Source organism: Shinella pollutisoli, from assembly GCF_024609765.1.
Lineage (GTDB): Bacteria > Pseudomonadota > Alphaproteobacteria > Rhizobiales > Rhizobiaceae > Shinella > Shinella pollutisoli.
The window spans coordinates 60,911-76,471 of sequence record NZ_JANFDG010000020.1 but is presented as its reverse complement, the minus strand read 5'-3'; the positions used below and the strand labels follow the sequence as shown (position 1 = coordinate 76,471).

Here is a 15,561-nt window from a genome sequence, read left to right as displayed (position 1 = left end):
CACCATCCTGCCGGTGCGGATGAAGGCGGCGCCCGGCGAGCACGATCGCGGTCATCCGCCGCGCATGATGACGCGCCCCGGCGCGGGCAACGGGCTGTTCGAGGCCCGTTCCCGGCGGCGGGTCCCTTGCCGCCGGGAAACGTGGCTCGATCGGCTAGGCGGCCGCCGGATAGGCCGCGGCGGCAGCCGGCCGCTGCCGCTGTCCGCCCTGCGCGGCCTGCGAGCCGGGCTCGCGCAGCGCGCTGCGGCGATTGAGCTTGAAGCGGCCGACCAGCGAGGCGAGGAGGCTCGCCTCTTCCGCGAGCGTGTGGCTGATCGCCGTCGTCTCCTCGACCATGGCCGCGTTCTGCTGGGTCATCTCGTCGATGCTGTTGACGGCGGCGCTGATCTGCTGGAGGCCTGCCGACTGCTCGGTCGCCGCGATCGCGATCGCATCCATGTTCTCGTCGATCTCCGTCACGAACGTGCCGATCCGGTCGAGCGCCTTGCCCGTGTCGCCGACGAGCTGGACGCCGGTCGACACCTCGACGGCGGAATTGACGATCAGCCCCTTGATCTCCTTGGCGGCCTTGGCGGACCGCTGCGCGAGCTCGCGCACCTCCTGCGCGACGACGGCGAAGCCCTTGCCGGCATCGCCCGCCCTTGCCGCCTCGACGCCTGCGTTGAGCGCGAGCAGGTTGGTCTGGAAGGCGATCTCGTCGATCACGCCGATGATCTGGTTGATCTCCTTCGACGCGGTCTCGATGCGGTGCATGGCGTCGACGGCGTCGCGAACCACCTTGCCCGACGTCAGGGCGGAGGACTTGGCCTCCCGCACGAGGTCGCGGGTCTGCTGGGTCCGCTCGGCCGAGGCGTTCACGGTCGCGGCGACCTCGACGAGCGCGGCGGAGGTCTGCTCGAGCGCGGCGGCCTGCTGTTCCGTCCGCCTGGCGAGGTTGTCCGCGGCCTCTCGCATCTCCTGGCCGTTGTCCTGCAGCGCCTTCGTCTGCTGCAGGACCTCGACGAGCGTCGCCTGGAACGTGGCGATCGAATTGTTGAAATCCCGGCGCAGCTGCTCGAAATCGCCGGGGAAGGGCTCGTCGATCGTCATGCGGATGTTGCATTCCGCAAGCCGGGCCAGGCCGGCGCCGAGCTCGATCACCACGACGTTGAGGTTGTCCGCATGGGCCGCCCGCAGCCGCTCCGCGTGGATCTTCTCCGCGTCGAGCAGGCGCCGCTGCTCCTCCGTATCGGCAAGCCGCCTCTGGACGCGTTCGTTGACGGAATCGCGGAGCGCAACCAGCGTGCGGGCCATGGCGCCGACCTCGTCGCGGCGCGGTGTGTCCGGCACTTCCGCGGCGAAATCCTCTTCGGCGATCCTCTCCATCGCCACCCGCAGGCGCCCGATCGGCTTCGTCACGGACATCACGATCGAGAGGGCGGCCACGAGCATGAAGATCGCGCCCACGGCGGCGACACCGAGCCCGAGCCGCGCCTGCTGCCAGAACTTGGCGGCGAGATCGTCGATATAGACCCCGTTGCCGACGACCCAGCCCCACGGCTCGAACAGGGTGACGTGGGAGAGTTTGGCGACCGGCTCGCTGACGCCGGGCTTGGGCCAGAGATATTCGACGAACCCGTTCTTCCGCTCCTGCGCCACCTTCACGAATTCGACGAAGATCGCCATGCCGTCCGGATCCGTCATGCCGGTCAGATCCTGCCCGTCGAGCTCCGGCTTCATCGGATGCATCAGCATGATCCGGTTCAGGTCGTTCACCCAGATATAGCCGTTGTCGCCGTAGCGGATCGCCCGGAGCTCGGTCAGCGCCGCCTCCTGCGCCTGCGTGCGGGACAGGGCACCGCTCTCTTCGAGGGCGTGCTGGCGCGCGATGATGGAAAGGGCGACCTCGTCCACGGACTGCAGAAGCGTCATGCGCTCCCCGGTCAGCTGCTCGCTGCTCGTGCGAAGGCTCAGCAGCATGACGACGCAGACGACGAACAACGAGAGGGCGACCAGGAGATGAAGCCTGGCGGCGATTCCGAGACGGGACATGAAAACTCCACTGGAAGAGGCCGGGGGGGGCAGCGTTGGGCATCCGGTCCGACCGGTGCGAGCCGATGGCGTCATGCAGCGCGCAGGATGCGCGGGCTCGCTGCGGAGGCCGATGGACCGAACCATGCGCCTCCCACCCCAAAAATAGGGTAGGCCGCTTTACATTTGGTAAAGCCGGTCCTGATCGCCGCCCGGGTGCAGGCAATGCCGTCCCGCGGCGCCCTGCCGGCCGGGAAAGGGCGGAAGCGGTGGAGCACGACCTCGGCCTCGACGGGTGGGACGCGCGGCATGCGGGCGACGCCTTCAGGCTCGCTCGTCCCTTCGCGACGACGTTGAACCGCTTGGCCTTCTGGACCCGTGGGGACCTCGGCATCCGCCTCGAACCCGGCACGGACGAGGTGTCGCTCGCGTCGGGGGCAATGCCTGGTCGCGGACCGCCTCGCCGGCCCATGCCGTTCCATGCAGCTCGATTCGAGGCCGAAACGTCCGTAGCAAGCGTATGCGCACAGTGACGGGTACGCTGCTGCTTTCCGCAGGTCGTTCAAGAGGTTGGCGGCTGCCTTCCCACGTTTCCCGCCTTCGCAATTTACAAATTTCATTGCCGATCTTTCACTTGTCGAAATGTTGTCTTGACATATGTCGACCTTATGGTGTTATTTGTAAAAAGCGGCTGAGGTTGAGCTGCTGCATATGCCGGGAGGGAGGAATGCAGCCACTTTTGAAGGTGGAAGGGCTCAAGAAGTCCTTCGGCGGCGTCGCCGCGCTTCGCGACGGCCGTTTCGAGCTTTCGGGCGGTTCGGTGCACGCGCTTTGCGGCGGCAACGGCGCCGGCAAGTCGACATTCCTCTCGATCCTCATGGGCATCCACAAGCGCGACGGCGGCACGATCCTGCATCGCGGCAAGCCGGTCGAGTTCGGCAGCCCGGCGGAGGCGCTCGCCTCCGGCATCGCCATCATCGAGCAGGAGCTGAGCCCCGTTCCGCACATGACGGTGGCGGAAAACATCTATCTCGGCCGCGAGCCCTCGGCCCGCTTCGGCGGCATCGACTTCAAGACGATGAACCGTAATGCCCAGGCGCTGCTGGACCGTCTCGAATTCAACATCTCCGCGCGCGAGTACATGATGAACCTCTCGGTCGCGCAGATGCAGCTCGTCGAGATCGCCAAGGCGCTGAGCCACGAGGCGGACGTCATCTTCATGGACGAGCCGACCTCGGCGATCGGCGAGAAGGAGGCCCAGCACCTCTTCCAGGCGATCGGGCGCCTGAAGGCGGAAGGCAAGGGCATTGTCTACGTCTCGCACAGGCTGTCGGAAATCTTCCAGATCGCCGACAGCTACACCGTCTTCCGCGACGGCGCCTTCGTCGGCGCCGGCAGGCTCGCCGACATCGACCGGCGCGGCCTCATCCGCATGATCGTCGGCCGCGAGCTCGGCGAGGAATACATCAAGACCAACACGCCGACCGAGGTCACCGGCCTCGAGGTCGCCGGCCTCTCGGCGCCCGGCAAGATCGAGAACATCTCGTTCTCCGCCCGCAAGGGCGAGATCTTCGGCATCTACGGCCTGATGGGCTCGGGTCGCACGGAGATCTTCAACTGCCTGTTCGGCATGGACCGTCCGTCCGCCGGCGAGATCCGCCTCGACGGCCGCACCGTCGCCATCCGCCAGCCGTCCGACGCCATGGCGGAGGGCATCGCCTTCGTGACCGAGGACCGCAAGCTGACGGGCCTCAACCTCACCGACAGCGTGCGCAACAACATCTGCCTCGCCAGCCTGCCCGAGATGAGCCCCGCCTTCGTCATGCAGCAGCGGCGCGAGCAGCAGGCGAGCGCCGACATGATCGCCCGATTCGCCATCAAGGCCGCGCGCGACACGATGCCGGTCTCCGGGCTCTCCGGCGGCAACCAGCAGAAGGTGGTGCTCGGCAAGTGGTTCCTGCGCGAGCCGCGCGTGCTGCTGCTCGACGAGCCGACCCGCGGCGTCGACGTCGGCGCCAAGCGCGAGATCTACCGCATCATCTGCGACTTCGCCGCCGCCGGCGGCACGGTCGTGATGATCTCCTCCGAAATCGACGAAATCCTGGGAATGTCGGACCGCATCCTCGTCATGCGGCAGGGACGGTCCGCCGGCATCTACGGCCGGCAGGAGACGGACGCCCAGTCGCTCGTGCACCTGTCGACCTGACGATGCGGCGACCGGCTGAAGCATCCACCCCGTACGGCAAGAGGTGACCCAAGTGTCCAGCTTAGAGAACAAGACCTCCAGCACCTGGCTGAACTCCGATCGCCGCAGGCTGATCGTGCAGGAATACGGCATCTTCCTCGCCTTCCTGCTGCTCGTCGGCATCCTGTCCGTCTCCAACCAGTTCTTCCTGACGCCGGGCAACATCTCCAACGTGCTGCTGCAGACGTCGATCAACGGGGTGCTGGCGATCGGCATGACCTTCGTCATCCTGACGCGCGGCATCGACCTGTCGGTCGGCTCGGTCGTGGCGCTGGCCGGCATGGTGAGCGCGAGCTTCGTCACGAGCTCGGCGACCGCCGGCGTCGCCGGCGCGCCCTATCCGATGGTGGTGGCGCTTGCCGTCGGCATCCTCGTCGGCGTCGGCTGCGGCGCGCTCGTCGGCTTCATCGTCTCGCGCTTCTCGGTGCCCGCCTTCGTGGCGACGCTCGGCATGCTGTCGGCCGCCCGCGGCGCGACCCTCATCTACGGCGGCGGCAAGCCGGTGCCGGCGCTCTCCCCGGAGTTCCGCTGGATCGGCACGGGCAGCATCCTCGGCATCCCGATGCCGGTCGTCCTGCTCGCCGCCGTCTTCCTCGTCTCCTGGTGGGTGCTGACCCGCACGCGCTTCGGCCGCTACATCTACGCCGTCGGCGGCAACCCGCATGCCGCCAAGACCTCGGGCCTCAACGTCAGCCGCATCCGCTTCCTCGTCTACGTGATCTCGGGCGCGCTGTCGGGCCTTGCCGGCATGATCCTGTCGGCCCGAACGGGATCGGCCCTGCCGCAGGCCGGCATCGCCTACGAGCTCGACGCCATCGCGGCGGTGGTCATCGGCGGCACCAGCCTTTCGGGCGGCGTCGGCCGGGTGACCGGCACGCTGATCGGCGCGCTCATCATCGGCGTCATGAACAACGGCCTCGATCTGATGGGCATCCAGTCCTACTACCAGCAGGTCCTCAAGGGCGCCCTCATCGTCGGCGCCGTGATGCTCGACCAGAAGCGGAATCAGGGCGTCTAGCCCGGATGCGATACGGGCGCGCTGCGCCCGTCGGTGAAACGGCACGCCGCAACGGCGGCCGCAATTCTCAAAGGAGGAGAATGCAATGAAGAAACTGATGATTGCGCTTGCCTCGGCGACGGTCCTGCTCGCCTCGTCCGCCATGGCCCAGGAGAAGCTGAAGATCGGCGCGGCCCCCTACGGCCTCAACGCGGAATTCATGCAGATCTGGTCGGCCGCGCTGGAGGAACACCCCGCCGTCAAGAACGGCGAGATCGAGCTCACCGTCTTCGACGGCCGCTACGACGCGCTGGTCCAGCAGGAGCAGTTCAACACGATGATCACGCAGAAGTTCAACGCGATCATCTTCGTGCCGATCGACATCGAGGCCGGCGCCACCGCCGTGCAGGCGGCCCATGACGCCGGCATCCCGGTCGTCGGCTCCAACACCCGCGTGAACTCCGACCTGCTCGCCGCCTATGTCGGCTCCGACGACACGGTGTCCGGCTACATGGAAGCCAAGACCGTGCTCGACAAGATCGGCTGCAAGGGCAATGTCGTCATCATCGAGGGCCCGATCGGCCAGTCGGCGCAGATCTCCCGCCTCGAAGGCAACCAGAAGGCGCTCGCCGAGTGCCCGGACGTCAAGGTCCTCGAGCAGCAGACCGCCAACTGGTCGCGCGCCGAAGCCCAGACGCTGATGGAAAACTGGCTGACCTCGCATCCCGGCGAGATCAACGGCGTCATCGGCCAGAACGACGAGATGGCGCTCGGCGCGATCGAGGCGATCAAGGCCGCCGGCCTCAACGTCGGCGACTTCGCGATCGCCGGCATCGACGGCGTGACCGACGCGCTCAACGCCGTCAAGGAAGGAACGATGACGTCGATCCTGCAGGATGCGCGCGCCCAGGCGCAGGGTGCGCTCGACCTTGCGATCTTCCATGCCAAGCAGGGCGACTACAAGCCGCAGTCCGACATCTGGGCGCAGTACCCGGACATGCCGTTCAACGACGGCAAGGACAAGGAGTACAACGTTCCGTGGACGCCGGTAACGGCCGAGAACGTCGACAAGCTCCTGGACATGCGCAAGTAACGAGTCAACCGCGGGGCAATCGCCTTCGATAGCCCCCTCATCCGCCTGCCGGCACCTTCTCCCCAGCGGAGAGAAGGTGGCCCGAAGGGTCGGATGAGGGGGGTATTGCCCGCCGCCTCGCTTTCTTAAACATCTAAAGGCTGAACCGATGACCGACACTCCTCCCAAGATCGACCTCAACTTCCCGCTCGACGGCAAGGTCGCGCTCGTCACCGGCGGCGCGTCGGGCATCGGCGCGGCCATCGCCGCGGCCTTCGCGGCCAAGGGTGCGAAGGTGGCGGTGCTCGACATCAACGCCGACATCGCCCGCGCGAAGGCGGAGGAACTCGGCGGTCCGGCACGACCCTTCGTCTGCGACGTGGCGGACGCCGCCTCGGTGGAAAAGGCCGTCTCCGACGTGGTCGACGCCTTCGGCGGCATCGACATCGCCGTCAACAGCGCCGGCATCGTCGCGCTGGCGCCGGCGGAAGACCTGACGCTCACCCAGTGGGACAGGACGATCGACATCAATCTCAAGGGCAGCTTCCTTGTCACCCAGGCGGTCGGCCGCCGGATGATCGCCGCCGGCAAGGGCGGCCGGATCGTCAACCTCGCCTCGCAGGCGGGTACGGTGGCGATCGAGGAGCACGTCGCCTATTGCGCCTCCAAGTTCGGCGTCATCGGCATGTCGAAGACGTTTGCCGCCGAGTGGGGCAGGCACGGCATCACCGTCAACACCATTTCGCCCACCATCGTTCTGACCGAGCTCGGCAAGAAGGCCTGGGCCGGCGAGAAGGGCGAGGCGGCGAAGAAACGCATCCCCACCGGCCGCTTCGCCTTCCCGGAGGAGATCGCCGCCGCCGCCGTGTTCCTGGCCTCGCCGGGCGCCGACATGATCAACGGCGCCGATCTCCTGATCGACGGCGGCTACACCATTCTCTGAGCCCTGACCGGCTCTCGACGTTCTCGAGGATTTATCATGCAGCGTTTCGTCAACGACCCGGACCTGGTGGTCGAAGATACCGTGAAGGGCTTTGTGAAGGCGCATTCGGACATCGTGCGCCTTGCCGAAAACCCGCGCGTCGTCGTGGCCAGGGAGGCTCCCGTCGCCGGCAAGGTCGGCGTGGTGACGGGTGGCGGCTCCGGCCACGAGCCGGCCTTCATCGGCTATACGGGCAGGAACATGCTCGACGCGGTCGCCGTCGGCGAACTCTTCTCCTCGCCGACCGCCAAGAGCTTCCACGACGCGATCCGCGAGGCCAACGGCGGCAAGGGGGTCGTGGTGCTCTACGGCAACTATGCCGGCGACAACATGAACGTGAAGATGGCGACGAAGCTCGCCGCCAAGGACGGGATCGAGGTCGCGACCGTCGTCGCCAACGACGACGTCTGCTCCGCCCCGCCCGAGGAGCGCGAGAAGCGCCGCGGCGTGGCGGGCGAGATCTTCATGTGGAAGATCGGCGGCGCCAAGGCCGCGACCGGCGCGAGCCTCGAAGAGGTCCGCGCCACCGCGCAGAAGGCGATCGACAATTGCCGCTCCATCGGCGTCGGCCTCGGCCCCTGCACGCTGCCGGCCGTCGGCCATCCGAACTTCCAGATCGAGCCCGGCACGATGGAGGTCGGCATCGGCCACCACGGCGAGCCGGGCGTGCGCGTCGAGATGCTGAAGACCGCGGCGGACGTCGCCCGGGACATGGTGAAGATCGTGCTCGACGATCACGATCTGCCCGAAGGCACCGAGGTCGCCGTTCTCGTCTCCGGCCTCGGCGCGACGCCGCTCAACGAGCTCTACATCCTCAACGACACGATCGAGAGCGAGATCTCGGCGCGCGGGCTGAAGATTCGCAAGACCTGGATCGGCAACTACTTCACCTCGCTGGAAATGGTCGGCGCGACGCTGACCGTCATGGCGCTCGACGACGAACTGAAGACGCTGCTCGACGTCGAGACGCGTTGCACGATCATCCTTTAAGCGGAGGACGCCATGCAGACTTTCGACAATGCTTCCGCTGGCGCCATCGTCCTTTCGATGGCCGAGCGGATCGTCGAGAACCGCGCCTATCTTTCCGAGATCGACGGCAAGATCGGCGACGGCGACCACGGCGTCAACATGGCCAAGGGCTTCGGCATGGCCGCCGAGCGCCTGAAGGGCAAGGATGCACCGCTTTCCGAATCCCTCGACACGCTCGGCACCGTGCTGATGACGGAGATCGGCGGCTCGATGGGCCCGCTCTACGGCGTCATGTTCACGGAATTCGCCGAGACCATCGAGGGCGTCGAGAAGATCGATGCGGCGGCCTACAGCAGGATGCTGCATGCCGGTCTTTCCGGCATCCAGTCGATCGGGTCGGCCAAGGTCGGCGACAAGACGCTGCTCGACACCTTCGTGCCGGCCGTGGAGGCCTTCGACAAGGCGACGGCGGAGGGGAAATCCTTCGCCGAGGCGCTGGAGGCGCTCGTCGCCGCCGCCGAGGCGGGGCGCGATTCGACGATTGATCTCGTCGCGAAGATCGGCCGCGCCAGCCGGCTCGGCGAGCGCTCGCTCGGCGTGCTCGATGCGGGCGCCACCTCCTGCGCGATCATCCTCAGGGAATTGTCCGACGGCGCCCGCGCCCGGCTCGCCTGACGCCCGAAAAGGTTCCTCCCAGGATGCGCGGCCCGTTCCATCGCGGCGGGTCGCGCACCGCTTTTTTGCCGAGGCATGTTGCAAACCGGCGGCGTTGCTTTCATGGTCGCCGCCAGAAGGGGGCCGGCGAAACCGATGGCATTGAAGACGAGCTCGCCGCGCAAGGGCGGCACCAGCCGGGTGAACGGGCCGGAAGGCATCGATTCGATCCCGCTGCGCTACGGCGACGACCCCTATGTCTGGGCCTGCTGGCTCTACTACGAAGACGGCATGACGCAGGGCGAGATCGCCGAGGCGATGGGCGTCTCGCGCGCGACCGTCAACAGCTATCTCGCCGACGCCCGGGAAAAGGGCATCGTCAACATCTCCATCGAGCCCGCCCGGCTCGCCTCGCTCACCATCGCCCAGGAACTGAAGCGCCATTTCGGCCTGTCCGACTGCCTCGTGGTGCCGAACGACGACGACACGCGCCCGCTCATCGGCCGGCTGGGGGCTGCCGGCGCGCAGGCGCTCGCCAAGATGATCAAGTCCGGCGACACGCTCGCCGTCGCCTGGGGCCGCACCATCCTGTCGGTCGGCGAGCACCTGGAGACGGGGCCGCTGCAGGACGTCACCGTCGTGCAGGCGACCGGCGGCACCACCGCGAGCTTCGCCTATACGCCGGAGCTGACGGCCGCCGCCGTCGCCCGCGCGATCTCCGCGCGCTGCGTCAACATCACGGCGCCGGCCATCGTCGCATCGGCCGAGATGCACCGCATGCTGCTCGCGGAGCCGCTGATCCGCGAGCAGTTCGACACGCTCGCCCGTGCCAACCGCATCGTCTTCGGCATCTCGTCGCTGCGGCCCAACTCGACGATCCACACCAGCGGCTTCTTCGAATCCGTGCCCCTGCAGCACTACCTCGCCAAGGGAGCGGCCGGCGTGCTCGCGGGGCGCTTCATCGACGAGCGCGGCCGTCCCGTCGCCGGTCCCCTCGACGACCGCACGATCGGCATCTCGCTGGAGATGCTGCGCGGCATCGGCACGCGCGTCGCCGTCGCGGGCGGCTTCGACAAGGTGCCGGCCCTGCTGGCCGCGCTGCGTGGCGGCTATGTCAACGTGCTGGTGACGGACGCGGCGACGGGGGCCGGCATCCTGCGCGCCGACGGCGTGACGAGCCTCGACGGCAAGCTCTCGCAGCGCCAGAAGAGCGCGCCGGTGTCCAACAGCTATCGCAGCCACGTCAAGAAATTCCTCAACAATCCCAACGACGTGGTCGAGGAGATGCTGGACGGACTGATCGTCGCGCACAGGCCCTACCTCCAGCCGATCGGCGGCTCGCGCCGCGCGCTCGTCGCCCGCGACGGTCCGCGCCCCGGCAAGGTCGGCCTCGTCATCGGCGGCGGCACGGGACACGAGCCCTGCTTCGTCGGCTATGTCGGCAAGGGGCTCGCCGACGCGGTCGCGCTCGGCAACATCTTCTCCTCGCCGCCGCCCGATCCCATCGCCAGATGCGCCGTCGCGGCCTCGGGCGGCGCGGGCGTGCTCTTCGTCTACGGCAACTATGCCGGCGACGTGATGAATTTCGAGATGGCGGCGGAGATCGCCGAGGAGCAGGGCATCCCGATCCGCACGGTGCTGACGACGGACGACATCGCCTCCTCGCCGATCGAGGACAGGGAAGGCCGTCGCGGGGTCGCCGGCAATTTCTTCGTCTTCAAGGTGGCGGGTGCGGCCTGCGACCGCGGCATGACGCTCGCCGAATGCGAGGCGGTCACCCGCAAGGCCAACGACCGCACCTTCACGGTGGGCGTCGCGCTCGAATCCTGCTCGATGCCGCAGACGCGGCGGCACAATTTCGAGATCGGCCCGGACGACATGGAGCTCGGCATGGGCATCCACGGCGAGCCCGGCGTCTCGCGCGAGCGCATCCGCACCGCCGACGAGATCGTCGACACGATCATGGACAACATCTTCAAGGAGATGAAGGCGGAGCCCGGCGACCGGGTGGCGGTGCTGGTCAATTCCTTCGGCGCGACGCCGCTGATGGAGCTCTACATCCTGTTCCGCCGGGTGGAGCAGCGGCTTTCCGCCAAGAACATCGCGATCGAGGCGAGCTGGGTGGGACACTATTGCACGTCGCTCGACATGGTGGGCGCCTCCATCTCGATCCTGCATCTCGACCGCCAGCTCACGGAACTGCTGCACCATCCGTGCCGGACGGCGATCCTGACCATCAACGGGCCTGAAACGGACGTCCCGGCGCACGGCTGACACGCAAGGGGAGGAAGACATGTCGGAAAGCGCGGCGCGGGCTCTCGCCACGATGTTCGAGCGGATGTCGCGGGCGATCGAGACGGAGAAGGACCACCTTTCCGAGCTCGACGGCGCGATCGGCGACGGCGACCACGGCATCACCATGTCGATCGGCTTCAAGGCGGTGAACGCGGCGCTCGCCGCGCTCGACCTCGATGCGGCAAGCCCCTCCGAGGTGATGTCGACGGCGGCGGCCGGCTTCCTCGATGCCGTCGGCGCCTCGACCGGCCCACTCTATGCCACGGGCCTGCGCCGCGCCGCGCAGGTGCTCGCCGGCCGCGAGCAGCTCGACCTTGCCGCCTGCCGCGACATGCTTGCGGCCATGTCCGAGGGCATCCGCGACCGCGGCAAGGCGCAGCGCGGCGACAAGACCATGCTCGACGTCTGGCTGCCCGCCGCCGAGGCGGCCGCCACCGCCGTCGCCGACGGCAGGTCGAAGCGGGATTTCTGGGCCGCCGTCACCGCCGCCGCAGACAACGGCGCGGCCGCGACCGCGACGATGGTCGCCACCAAGGGCCGCGCCGCCCGCGTGCGCGAACGCTCGCTCGGCCATCTCGATCCCGGCGCCGCCTCGGCGGCGATGCTCGTCAGGGCCATGGCGGAGACGCTGTAGGCAGCTCCGGTCCGGCATTCTGAACATGAGGAAAACACTCATCTATCTGCATTGCTGTTTGCGCTGGCGCAAATAGCGTCATCTCCGCCGCTGTAAGGATCGGGGCCACCAACCCACCGAAGACATGCGCGACAGGCGGTGCCGAGCAGGATGATGGAAGCCCAATATGCCCGCCATTTCGCCGCCCTGAGCGACGATCCGCTGCGCAACGCCTTCACCGCGCGGCGCGCCGTCATGCCGTTTCGCGGCAGGACGCGGATCGACCCGGAGCAGGTGCCCGTGCGCTGGGGCGAGGCGATGGCCGCGCCCGCAGACGTGGCGAGCGAGCGGCTCGCCTATGTCCATGTTCCCTTCTGCGCCAACCATTGCCTGTTCTGCGGCTTCTACCGCAACGCCTACACGCCCGCCGTGGCGGCCGACTATGTGGAGCTGGTGATCCGCGACCTGGAACGGGAGGCCGAGAGCCCGGTGGTGCGTGCGGGCGCGGTGACGGCGGTGTATCTGGGCGGCGGCACGCCGAGCGCGCTGACGGCGGACGAGCTCGCGCGTCTCCTCGCCGCCCTGCGCCGGCACCTGCCGCTTGCGGCCGATTGCGAGATCACGGTCGAGGGCCGCATCATCCATTTCGACGCCGAGAAGATCGACGCCTGCCTGGAGGCCGGCGCGAACCGCTTCTCCATCGGCGTGCAGAGCTTCGACACGGAGGTGCGCCGCCGGCAGGGGCGCCGCGCGTCGCGGGAGGAGGCGGTCCGTTTCCTCGAAGGGGTGAAGGCACGCGGGTCCGCCGCGCTGGTGATCGACCTCATGTACGGGCTTCCCGGCCAGACCGCAGCGGTCTGGCAGCGGGACCTGGAGACGGCGACGGCGCTCGCGCCGGACGGGATCGATCTCTACGGGCTGAACCTCATTCCCGGGACACCGCTCTATACGGCCATGGAGGCGGGCAAGTTCGCGACCGCCCCGACGCTTGCCGATCTCGGCGGCTACTACCGGACGGGAAGCGATGCCCTCGACGCGCTGTCGTGGCGTCAGGTCAGCAACAATCACTGGGCGCGCACGCCGCTCGAGCGGAATCGCTACAACCGGCTGATCAAGGAAGGCGCGGATTGTCTCGCCTACGGATCGGGCGCCGGCGGATCGATCGGGGACCTGAGCTACGGCCTGACGGGCGACCTTGCGGCCTTCGGCCGGTCCGTCGAGGCGGGACGGAAGCCGATCGGCATGATGATGGCGTCGGACGGCCTGCGGGCCCTGCGCAACCGGATCACCGGCAGCCTCGAACAGGGATGGCTCGACCCGGCGATGTTCGGGCCGGACCTTTCCGTGCGGTTGCGCCCGCTTTTCGAACAGTGGCAGGCCGCCGGCCTGCTCGACCTCGACGACGCCGGGATTGCGCTCACCACCCCCGGCCGCTTCTGGTACGCCAACCTCGTCGCCGCGCTTCACGACATCGCCGAGGCGGAACTGCTGCCGCGAAGCGCCGCCGCCTGACATATTCCACAAAGGAGGACGACCCATGACACAGACTGAGCCCGCGACCATCGAGAAGATCAGGGAGGCGATCACCGCGAAGCCGGACGGCATCCTGGAGATGCTGGCCGCCGAACACGCGGTGCCACTCCGGGTGGTGATGGATTGCCTGCCGGGCGAAAGCGTCGCCATCGCCGACGGCACGCGCTTCGTCGAGGTCCTGGGCGACATCGCGGAATGGGGCGACATCACCTTCATCTGCCATTCGAAGGACGCGGTCATCGAGGTATCCGGTCCGCTGCCGCACGGCAGGATCGGCCACGGCATGTACAATCTGCAGGGCGGCAAGAGCGGCCTCAGCGGCCACCTGCGCCCCGAGCGCTGCGCGGCGATCTATTTCGTCCGCCGGCCGTTCATGGGGCTGGAGACGATGTCCGTCCAGTTCTTCAATGCCGAGGGCGAGGCGATGTTCAAGATCTATGTCGGCCGGGACGAGGAGCGCCGCCTGCGCGCCGGCCAGGTGGAGCGCTTCCTGCGATTGCAGGCGCGGCTTGCCGGTGCGGGGACGCACTGACATGTCCCCGCTCGTCATCGCCGGCGCCAGCCGCGGCGTGGGGCTGGAGCTCGCGCGCCTGGCGCGTTCCGGCGGCCGGCCTGTGGTCGCCCTGGTGCGGCCCGGCTCGGATTCGTCGGAGCTGCGGCACCTCGGCGTCGAGGTGGTGGCGGGAGATGCCCTGTCGCGCGCCGACGCGGACCGTCTCTTCGGGTCGCTGCCGGCCGGTTGCGACGCGGTCTCCACCCTGTCGGGGCTTGCCGGGGACGGCCGCCGCGCCGACGACGAGGGCAACATCAACCTCGTCGACGCCGCGGCCGCTTCCGGCCTGACGGGACGCTTCCTGCTGATCACCTCGATCGGCTGCGGCGAGATGGCGCCCTACCGCTCGGAGCGAGCCATCGCCGCCTTCGGCGCGGCCGTCGACGCCAAGACCCGGGCGGAGGAGCATCTGCGCGGCTCGGGCCTGGCCTGGACGATCCTCAGGCCCGGCGGCCTGCGCACCGCGCCCGCCACCGGCAACGGCATCCTGTCCGCGGACCCCGAGATGCACGGCTTCATAAATCGGGCCGACGTCGCGCAACTGGCGCTCCGGGCGCTGCGCGATCCTTCCACGCGCGACCAGGCCTTCGCGGTGGTCGACCGGGCCGAGGCGCGCAGCGTCAACGCGATCGATCCGCATCCCCTGCTTGCGCTCGGCGCCTGAGAAGGCCGGGGCGTCAGCCCCCGGCTCTCGTGGCGGAAATGCAGTCGAGCAGCTGCGCGGCGTAGTGCTGCGCCCGTTCGCGTTCCTCTTCGCCCGGCAGGCGCTCGGCGAGGTCGAGATAGGCGTCGAGCAGCAGTTCGCCGACGGCGCGCGCCGTCTCGATGCCGGCCGGTTCGACCCGGTCGAGCAGCGGGCTGCGGCCGAGCGGGGCACGGAGCAGCGCGTCGGCGCGGGTGCGCGCCTCCGCCGCGAGCCGGCCGAGAAGCGCCTTTGCCGCGGCATTGCCGGCCTCCGCCTTCGTCTCGAGCAGGGCGGCCAGCCGTTCCTCGAGCGGGGCGAGCGGCCAGCGCTGCAAATCCGTCGCGGTCGCCGCGCGCTGCATGTGGAAGGCGCGGCGCCGCTCGCGCCGCAGCGTGGCGATGTGGGAAAGCTCCTCGCGCGCCATCTGCTCGGCGGCCTCGCGCAGGTCGTCGGACGGGCTGCGGGAGGCGAGATAGGTCCAGAAGGCGAAGGCGCGTTCCTCGTTGCGCACGGCGATCGAGAAGGCGCGGTAGGCGCTCAGCAGCTCCGGCGCGACGACGGAGGCGCCCTCGTCGTCGAAGGTCGGGTCCAGGTCCCAGCGGATCGCCGAGAGGTCGGGCTCGCTTCCGGTCACGCGGCGGGACCAGTAGGCGATGTTGTTGAGGTGCCCGCTCTCCTCGGCGACGAGCTGCTCGAAGACGCGGGCCAGTTCCGGACGGTTTTCCCGCTGCATGCGCTGCACGAGCGCGGAATAGCCCGCGATCGCCTCCCGTTCCATCGCCGCGGCGATCGCGAAAAGCTCTTCCATGGTCTCGGCGGTTCCCGAAGGCTCTTTCCCGAGTAACGGCATCGGCGGCGTCTCCTTCCAGAGGCCACAATGTCGCATTGCCGGGCGCCCTTCTGTTTGTGCTGGAACAAACTCGCCGGAACTCTCCCGCCTAGTATGCCGGAA

Annotated in this window: 13 protein-coding genes; 11 read left to right on the top strand and 2 right to left on the bottom strand. The window is 68.4% G+C overall.

Annotated features, from left to right (window positions below):
- Positions 1–154 precede the first annotated feature (154 nt).
- On the bottom strand, positions 155–2,032 hold the full coding sequence (locus NNZ72_RS16725) for a methyl-accepting chemotaxis protein (RefSeq protein ID WP_257316541.1): 1,878 nt from the start codon (positions 2,030–2,032) through the stop codon (positions 155–157).
- 706 nt (positions 2,033–2,738) lie between these two features.
- On the opposite strand from NNZ72_RS16725, the gene NNZ72_RS16715 reads away from it, so the two are divergent.
- From NNZ72_RS16715 to NNZ72_RS16665, 11 genes are all read left to right on the top strand, one after another.
- Positions 2,739–4,217, top strand: coding sequence for a sugar ABC transporter ATP-binding protein (locus NNZ72_RS16715; protein WP_257316582.1), 1,479 nt, complete (start codon positions 2,739–2,741; stop codon positions 4,215–4,217).
- Between the two features lie 52 nt (positions 4,218–4,269).
- Entirely contained in the window at positions 4,270–5,274 is a 1,005-nt protein-coding gene (locus NNZ72_RS16710; RefSeq protein ID WP_257316540.1) for an ABC transporter permease, read from the top strand.
- 85 nt (positions 5,275–5,359) lie between these two features.
- Positions 5,360–6,346 (top strand): substrate-binding domain-containing protein, encoded by a 987-nt coding sequence (locus tag NNZ72_RS16705; RefSeq protein WP_257316539.1) that lies wholly within the window; start codon positions 5,360–5,362, stop codon positions 6,344–6,346.
- A 148-nt stretch (positions 6,347–6,494) separates the two neighbouring features.
- Positions 6,495–7,268 (top strand): SDR family oxidoreductase, encoded by a 774-nt coding sequence (locus NNZ72_RS16700; protein WP_257316538.1) that lies wholly within the window; start codon positions 6,495–6,497, stop codon positions 7,266–7,268.
- Between the two features lie 36 nt (positions 7,269–7,304).
- The gene (locus NNZ72_RS16695) at positions 7,305–8,297 is read left to right on the top strand and encodes a dihydroxyacetone kinase subunit DhaK (protein WP_257316537.1); all 993 of its coding nucleotides are present in this window, start codon (positions 7,305–7,307) and stop codon (positions 8,295–8,297) included.
- A 12-nt stretch (positions 8,298–8,309) separates the two neighbouring features.
- Positions 8,310–8,951 (top strand): dihydroxyacetone kinase subunit DhaL, encoded by a 642-nt coding sequence (gene dhaL, locus NNZ72_RS16690; protein WP_257316536.1) that lies wholly within the window; start codon positions 8,310–8,312, stop codon positions 8,949–8,951.
- Between the two features lie 135 nt (positions 8,952–9,086).
- Positions 9,087–11,204, top strand: coding sequence for a bifunctional sugar-binding transcriptional regulator/dihydroxyacetone kinase subunit DhaK (locus NNZ72_RS16685; protein WP_257316535.1), 2,118 nt, complete (start codon positions 9,087–9,089; stop codon positions 11,202–11,204).
- Between the two features lie 19 nt (positions 11,205–11,223).
- Positions 11,224–11,859, top strand: a complete 636-nt coding sequence (dhaL, locus tag NNZ72_RS16680) for a dihydroxyacetone kinase subunit DhaL (protein WP_257316534.1) — start codon at positions 11,224–11,226, stop codon at positions 11,857–11,859.
- A gap of 150 nt (positions 11,860–12,009) precedes the next feature.
- A complete protein-coding gene (gene hutW, locus NNZ72_RS16675; RefSeq protein ID WP_257316533.1) occupies positions 12,010–13,350 on the top strand; it encodes a heme anaerobic degradation radical SAM methyltransferase ChuW/HutW in 1,341 nt (446 codons plus the stop codon).
- A gap of 25 nt (positions 13,351–13,375) precedes the next feature.
- Entirely contained in the window at positions 13,376–13,903 is a 528-nt protein-coding gene (gene hutX / locus NNZ72_RS16670) for a heme utilization cystosolic carrier protein HutX (protein WP_257316532.1), read from the top strand.
- Position 13,904: 1 nt separating this feature from the next.
- A complete protein-coding gene (locus NNZ72_RS16665) occupies positions 13,905–14,588 on the top strand; it encodes an SDR family oxidoreductase (protein WP_257316530.1) in 684 nt (227 codons plus the stop codon).
- A gap of 13 nt (positions 14,589–14,601) precedes the next feature.
- Here NNZ72_RS16665 and NNZ72_RS16660 read toward each other — a convergent pair whose 3' ends face one another.
- Entirely contained in the window at positions 14,602–15,417 is an 816-nt protein-coding gene (locus NNZ72_RS16660; protein WP_257316529.1) for a ferritin-like domain-containing protein, read from the bottom strand.
- Between the last annotated feature and the right edge of the window lie 144 nt (positions 15,418–15,561).